Origin of the sequence: Dietzia sp. CQ4 (genome assembly GCF_014145125.1) — a bacterium.
Classification (GTDB): Bacteria; Actinomycetota; Actinomycetes; order Mycobacteriales; family Mycobacteriaceae; genus Dietzia; species Dietzia natronolimnaea.
The window spans coordinates 1-5,437 of the sequence record NZ_JAALDZ010000230.1 but is presented as its reverse complement, the minus strand read 5'-3'; the positions used below and the strand labels follow the sequence as shown (position 1 = coordinate 5,437).

The window sequence follows — 5,437 nt, the reverse complement described above, 5'->3', positions numbered from 1 at the left end:
GGGCCCGGCCACCCTGGATGGTGGCCGGGCCCTGCCGCGGTGCGTCAGAGCCGATCGTGCCGGCTCAGAGAGACGGAAGAAGGGTCGGCACCAGGGTCGGCGCGTCGCCCGACGATCCGAAGACCGGACTGAGGCCCGCGAGCGAACCGAGGACCGTGTCCAGGTCGTCGAGCGACCCGTCAACGGAGTCGTCGTCCTCCACCGTGCACTCACCGGCCTCGGAGACGGCGGTGCGCAGACCGACCCCTGCGGTGGCCGCGTCGTCGGCCCACAGGAACCTGACCCGCTCGGCGGTGCCGGTGGCGCCTCCCAGGAGGCACTCGACGGTCTCGCGGTGGGAGGCGAAGCCCTCGTTGGCGAGGTTGGGCATGTCGACCGGCCGGGCGTAGAGGGTGCCGTCGGTGACGAACCCGGTCCCGTCGAAGGTCATCTCGACCGAGCGTCCCTCGCAGACCTCGTCACACAGCACCCGCAGGACGCCGGACACCTCGTCGTGGTCGAGCGCCATCACGCCCGTGAACGGTGAGGTGTACGTCTGCATCTCGGTCACCGCACCTCCGTCACCCAGCCGCACGAAGTGGACCTTCCCGGTCCCCTCGACGCCCACGGCGAAGGCTCCGCCGAACGCCTCGGGGAGGTATTCGATGGCCTCGAGGCCGGCGTTCGCGCCGATCGGCCCGGTGAGGGAGGTCAGCGAGTACTCGTCCGTGGCGCTGAGCGTGCCGGAATCGCGGTCGGTGGGCAGGACGAAGCGCAGGATCGAGGGGCGACTGGTGCTGCCGGCGTCGTTGTTGCGCTCGGTGGCCACGTAGATCACGCCGTCCGGCCCCACGGTGACGCCCTCGGAATCGGGTAGGCCCGAACCATCGGGGTAGGTGAGGACGAAGGTGCGGGCGAGCGAGTAGGTGCCTGCACTGTGGTCGTGGGCCAGGACGTACAGCGTGCCGGTGCCGTTGTTCACCACGTAGGCGGTGCCGTCGGCCGCGATGTCGACGCCCGACATGTCGTCGTCCTCGGCGAAGGCGCCACCGAGCGCGACGGGGGTGATCGTCAGCGGGTCGAAGGGCCAGGGCGACGTCACCACCGGGTTCTCCTCGACGGCCGCCACGTTCCGCGCGTCACGGGTGGGTTCACCGGTCACGGCGAACCCGCCCGTCATGTCGGGGATGCGGCCCCAGGTGGTGGGCGAGTGACCCGACCAGGTGGTGGAGTCGACGATCTCCCCGCCCGCGTCCCGGAGGATCACCGAATCGTTGCCGCCGAGCCCGAAGTAGTCCGGGTCCACGTCGGTGTAGACGGACCAGTAGCCACCGGACTCGATGGTGGTCCCCTCGGGGATGACGATCGGATCGTGCGTGGGGTCGTCGTCGATCAACGTCCAGCCCGAGATGTCCACGTCCTGCTCGGTGTCGAGGTTGGCCAGCTCCACCCAGTCGCCCACGGCGTCGCCGTTGGACTCGACCTCGTTGATCACCACGCTGGTGGCGGGCGCGGCGGGAGCGGTGGCGGGTATCGCCAGCGCCGCGCCGGCGGCGAGGGCGACCGTGAGGACGCCTGAGCTGATGGTCCGTGAGCGCATCGGGGGCCTTTCCTGGGCAATGACTGAGTGACTGACCAGGTGACCGTAGGAGGGTCGGGTGCCGGGTCCGTGTCCGGTGGGTGGCGACGAGCTGAACGTTTACCGCTGAGCGTCTGCCGATGTCGGCCGCCGGACACCGCCAGATGGGCCCGGCCCGAACTCATGGAACCGAGCAGGGCCCTCGGACCGTCGAACCGATCGGAAGAACCGGGAGAGGACCGACATGCGATCAACGACGAGGCGGGGAGACGAGTGACCACACCACAACCGGGACGTGCCCGCAGGTCGCAGAGATGGGATCCGCTGTCGCCGTCCTATGCCATCCCGATGGTCGTACTGCTACTGCTGTGCGCGGTGGGTGTCTCGGTCGGAGCGTGGAGGAGTGTGTTCCCGACCGAGGGCAGCCTGCGTCCGGGGGAACTCCCCGCTCACTTCATGCTGCTCACCCTGAGCCTGATGCTCTTCCTGGCGGCCGAGCTTTCAGGATCCGTGCAACTCTGGCGAACGAGGTGGAGCGAACGGACCATCACGACGTGCATCGCGTCGATCCGTGGCCTCATCGCCGCGTACGGTGTGACGTCCACGGTGGTGTTCGCTCTCGCCGCAGGGTCGGCGTGGGCGTGGAGCGCCGTCATCCCCGTCGCGTTCATCGCCTACGTCGTGCGTATGGAGATCGGACTGCGAGAGCAGATCGGACCTCCTCAGACCGAGGCACGGCTACTGCCGGGCCAGGCTCACCAGGAAGTCGATCGTTCCGGACGGTTCCACGGCGACAAAGCCGAGGCTCGGCGGCTCGACCCCGACCTCGGCCCAGGTGAGGGGGACCGCGCCGGAGGCGATCAGGGCGTCGCCCGTCCGTAGGACGGTCACCTCGGTGTCCTCACGGACGGTCGTGCCCTTGATCGTCAGCTCGACCACCATCGGGATCGACACCGTTGTGCCGTCCGACGGCACCGCAGCCAGATCCACGGATTCGGCCACGGTGAGTGTCGCCGAGGGATGGGACCCGGCATCGAGGATCTGGGGCGAGCGGGACTGGGCGTCGCGCTGGTCGATGTCCGTCTCGATTCCCGCCACCTGCACGTCGAACGATGCGGACTCGAGGGTGGTCCCGGACACGACCGCCCGGCCGCTCACCTGGTCGGTGCTGCCGACGACGGTGACCGGCTCCCCCCGCAGGATCTCGTTGACCGTGTACCCGGCAGTCGTCTCATTGGGCGCGGTCCCCGGCACCACCACCCACGTGCCCTCCAGGGTGCCGGTCGCCTCCTCGGCTCCGTCGACGGAGACGGTCGCGGCCGGCGCGTCGTCACCTCCACGCACGGCTTTGTAGAGGTAGGGCGCCGCGATCAGCGCGACGACGACGATGACGACGACAGCGCCGATGATCCAGGGGAGTCTCCGCATGGGACGAGCTTAGGAGTCAATGCCCCCGTTCCGCAGCGACGATGCGTGGAGGATCGTCCGTCGAGACGATGACTCGACCTGACTCGTTCCCAGGTCGAGGACGTGGCGTTCAGGACCTTCATTCGCGACTTGTATCACGCAGCGTCACTTATTCTCATTCTCAGCGGCAGGTTGGTCGCGAGCGTGTTCGGGTGGCCGGGAGGCGCGACATGAACCAGAACCCTCCTCCTCAGTGGAGTGATTACCCCACGTCGGAGTTCGGACGAATCCCTCAGGCGAGCCCGGTGGCGACCAACCAGAAGCAGTCGATGTCCCCGGCCATGGCCGTGATGATCACACTGATGGCCGTGCTGATCGTGGGTCTGATCGCGGTGGTGGCGTTCCTGATGATCCCGCGATTCACCAGTACGACTGCTGCACCCGTGACGTCGACGGTGTCCGCCACAGCGACGGCCTCGAGTGTCGGGGAACCGGACCGGCCACAGGTCCAACCAGCGCAACCGGCTGCACCGTCCGGGTCATTCGTGTGCTCGAACGTCGGCGGGGGCCCGCTCGCGCACTCGGCGGTGGGCTCATCAGTCACCTCGTGCGAGTTCGCAGTGTCAGTTCGTTCCACTTACCTCGCATCCGGAGGCAACGGGGGCCCGATGACCATTGACGCCTACAGCCCGGTGACGGGTGCGACGTACACGATGTCCTGCTCGGGCGGACCGGTGGTGACCTGTACCGGCGGCAACAACGCTGTCGTGTACATCTACTGATGGCTTTTCTGAGCAGGCGAGGGGCACTGACCTCGGGTGCCTGCGGGCTCGTTCTCGTCGTGTGCGGTTGTGGTGAGTTGGTCCCCACGAGCGGGCCCGTACATACCGTCTACGTCACTTCCACAGTCACCACGGTCTCTCCGGGACCGGACGGACCAGGTGGAGAAGGGATTCCGGGAGCTGCCCATCGCCCGGTCTCACCAATGGCCGACCCCGGGACCGGTGGTGTGGATCTCGCCGGAGTGATCGGCGGTATTCCGAGTCCGGTTGGTATCGCCGCAGCAGGCGTCGGTGGTCGGACCGACGTCGAGAAGGCGGGAGTCGTGCAGTCGGGTGCCGCCTGGTCGACGATAAAGGTACCCCTGGCCGTCGCCGTCGCGCGCACATCTCCGGCCACGCTCGAGTCGGCAGCCACCGCGATCACGACATCCGACAACGCGGCGGCAGAGCAATTGTGGGATTCACTCGGCGGGGGAGCCTCGTCGGCGGCTGGGATCGGCGCAGTTCTCGCGGATGGGGGTGACAGCACCACCCAGGTGCCGACTGTCCGCATCCGTGCGGAGTACTCGATCTTCGGTCAGACTCAGTGGCCACTCGTGGGTCAGGCGCGGTTCGGAAGTCTCCTACCGTGCATCGGGTCATCGAGCCGAGTTCTCGATCTGATGGGCCAGGTGTCACCCGATCAGAGCTGGGGACTCGGCCGCATACCGGGAGCTCGGTTCAAGGGTGGCTGGGGGCCGGGTGAGACTGGCGGTTATCTCGTGCGTCAGTTCGGGATAGTGCCGGCTGCGGGAGGGGAGTTAGCGGTGGCCATCGCGGTCGAATCAGCGTCATTCGGCGAAGGCGTCGACGCACTCTCAGGAGTGGCGGATGCGCTTGCTCTGCGGCTTCCTTCGATCCAGGGTGGGCGGTGCTGATCGGCTACACCACCCCGAGCTCGCGGGCCCTGGCCACCGCGGCCGTCCGGGACGTCACACCGAGTTTGTCGAAGACGTGCACGAGGTGCGTCTTGACCGTCGCCTCCGACACGTTCAGGGACGCCGCGACCTGCCGATTGGTCTCGCCCGTCGCCACCGCCCGCAACACGTCCACCTCGCGATCGGTCAACACCGGCCGTGGGTCGCGCAAACGGTTCATCAGAGTGGCGGTGACGGTGGGGGAGAGCGCGCTCTCCCCGGCCGCCGCGGCGCGGACGGCGGCCAGCAGCTCGTCGGGACCGGCGTCCTTGAGGAGGTAACCGCAGGCCCCCGCCTCGATCGCCCCGATGATGTCCGCATCGGTGTCGTGGCTGGTCAGCACCAGGACCTGCGGTGGTGACCCGAGTGCGCGGAGTCGCCGGGTCGCCCTGACCCCCGCGGAGGCGTCACCCGCGAAGCGCAGGTCCATGAGCACCACGTCCACGTCGCCGATCCGCGCCCGCTCGACAGCGCCGTCAGCGGTGGGGACGTCGGCCACCACCTCGATGGCGGGGTCCGACGCGACCAACGCGCGAAGGCCTGTCCGGACCACCGCGTGATCGTCCGCGATCAGAACGCGCACGCTCGTCGTCGTCATGTCCCCGACCCTCCCACCGCCGTCGGGAGCACGGCGCGGATCGTGGTCCCCGCGCCGGTCTCGGAGCTCACGTCGAACTCTCCTCCCAGCCCGGACACCCGACGCGCCATCCCGTCCAGACCGAACGATGCGGTGG

The 5,437-nt window shown here is 68.4% G+C and carries 6 protein-coding genes; 1 reads left to right on the top strand and 5 read right to left on the bottom strand.

Annotation, left to right across the window (positions count from 1 at the left end; genetic code table 11):
- Positions 1-64: 64 nt before the first annotated feature.
- From G6031_RS13075 to G6031_RS13060, 4 genes are all read right to left on the bottom strand, one after another.
- Positions 65-1,579 carry a lamin tail domain-containing protein gene (locus tag G6031_RS13075; RefSeq protein ID WP_182653489.1) on the bottom strand — a complete coding sequence of 505 codons (1,515 nt, stop codon included), beginning with the start codon at positions 1,577-1,579 and terminating at the stop codon, positions 65-67.
- Between the two features lie 428 nt (positions 1,580-2,007).
- Positions 2,008-2,229, bottom strand: a complete 222-nt coding sequence (locus G6031_RS13070) for a hypothetical protein (RefSeq protein ID WP_182653488.1) — start codon at positions 2,227-2,229, stop codon at positions 2,008-2,010.
- Positions 2,230-2,296: 67 nt separating this feature from the next.
- Positions 2,297-2,986, bottom strand: coding sequence for a YceI family protein (locus tag G6031_RS13065; RefSeq protein WP_182653487.1), 690 nt, complete (start codon positions 2,984-2,986; stop codon positions 2,297-2,299).
- A 271-nt stretch (positions 2,987-3,257) separates the two neighbouring features.
- Positions 3,258-3,431 carry a hypothetical protein gene (locus G6031_RS13060; protein ID WP_182653486.1) on the bottom strand — a complete coding sequence of 58 codons (174 nt, stop codon included), beginning with the start codon at positions 3,429-3,431 and terminating at the stop codon, positions 3,258-3,260.
- 519 nt (positions 3,432-3,950) lie between these two features.
- On the opposite strand from G6031_RS13060, the gene G6031_RS13055 reads away from it, so the two are divergent.
- The gene (locus G6031_RS13055) at positions 3,951-4,664 is read left to right on the top strand and encodes a hypothetical protein (RefSeq protein WP_182653485.1); all 714 of its coding nucleotides are present in this window, start codon (positions 3,951-3,953) and stop codon (positions 4,662-4,664) included.
- Positions 4,665-4,668: 4 nt separating this feature from the next.
- On the opposite strand, the gene G6031_RS13050 is transcribed toward G6031_RS13055, so the two are convergent.
- A complete protein-coding gene (locus G6031_RS13050; RefSeq protein ID WP_182653484.1) occupies positions 4,669-5,301 on the bottom strand; it encodes a response regulator transcription factor in 633 nt (210 codons plus the stop codon).
- Between the last annotated feature and the right edge of the window lie 136 nt (positions 5,302-5,437).

Coding starts and splice junctions, on each gene's coding strand:
- G6031_RS13075 (WP_182653489.1), bottom strand. CDS start 1,579: ATGCGCTCACGGACCATCAGCTCAGGCGTCCTCACGGTCGCCCTCGCC.
- G6031_RS13070 (WP_182653488.1), bottom strand. CDS start 2,229: ATGAACGCGACGGGGATGACGGCGCTCCACGCCCACGCCGACCCTGCG.
- G6031_RS13065 (WP_182653487.1), bottom strand. CDS start 2,986: ATGCGGAGACTCCCCTGGATCATCGGCGCTGTCGTCGTCATCGTCGTC.
- G6031_RS13055 (WP_182653485.1), top strand. CDS start 3,951: ATGGCCGACCCCGGGACCGGTGGTGTGGATCTCGCCGGAGTGATCGGC.
- G6031_RS13050 (WP_182653484.1), bottom strand. CDS start 5,301: ATGACGACGACGAGCGTGCGCGTTCTGATCGCGGACGATCACGCGGTG.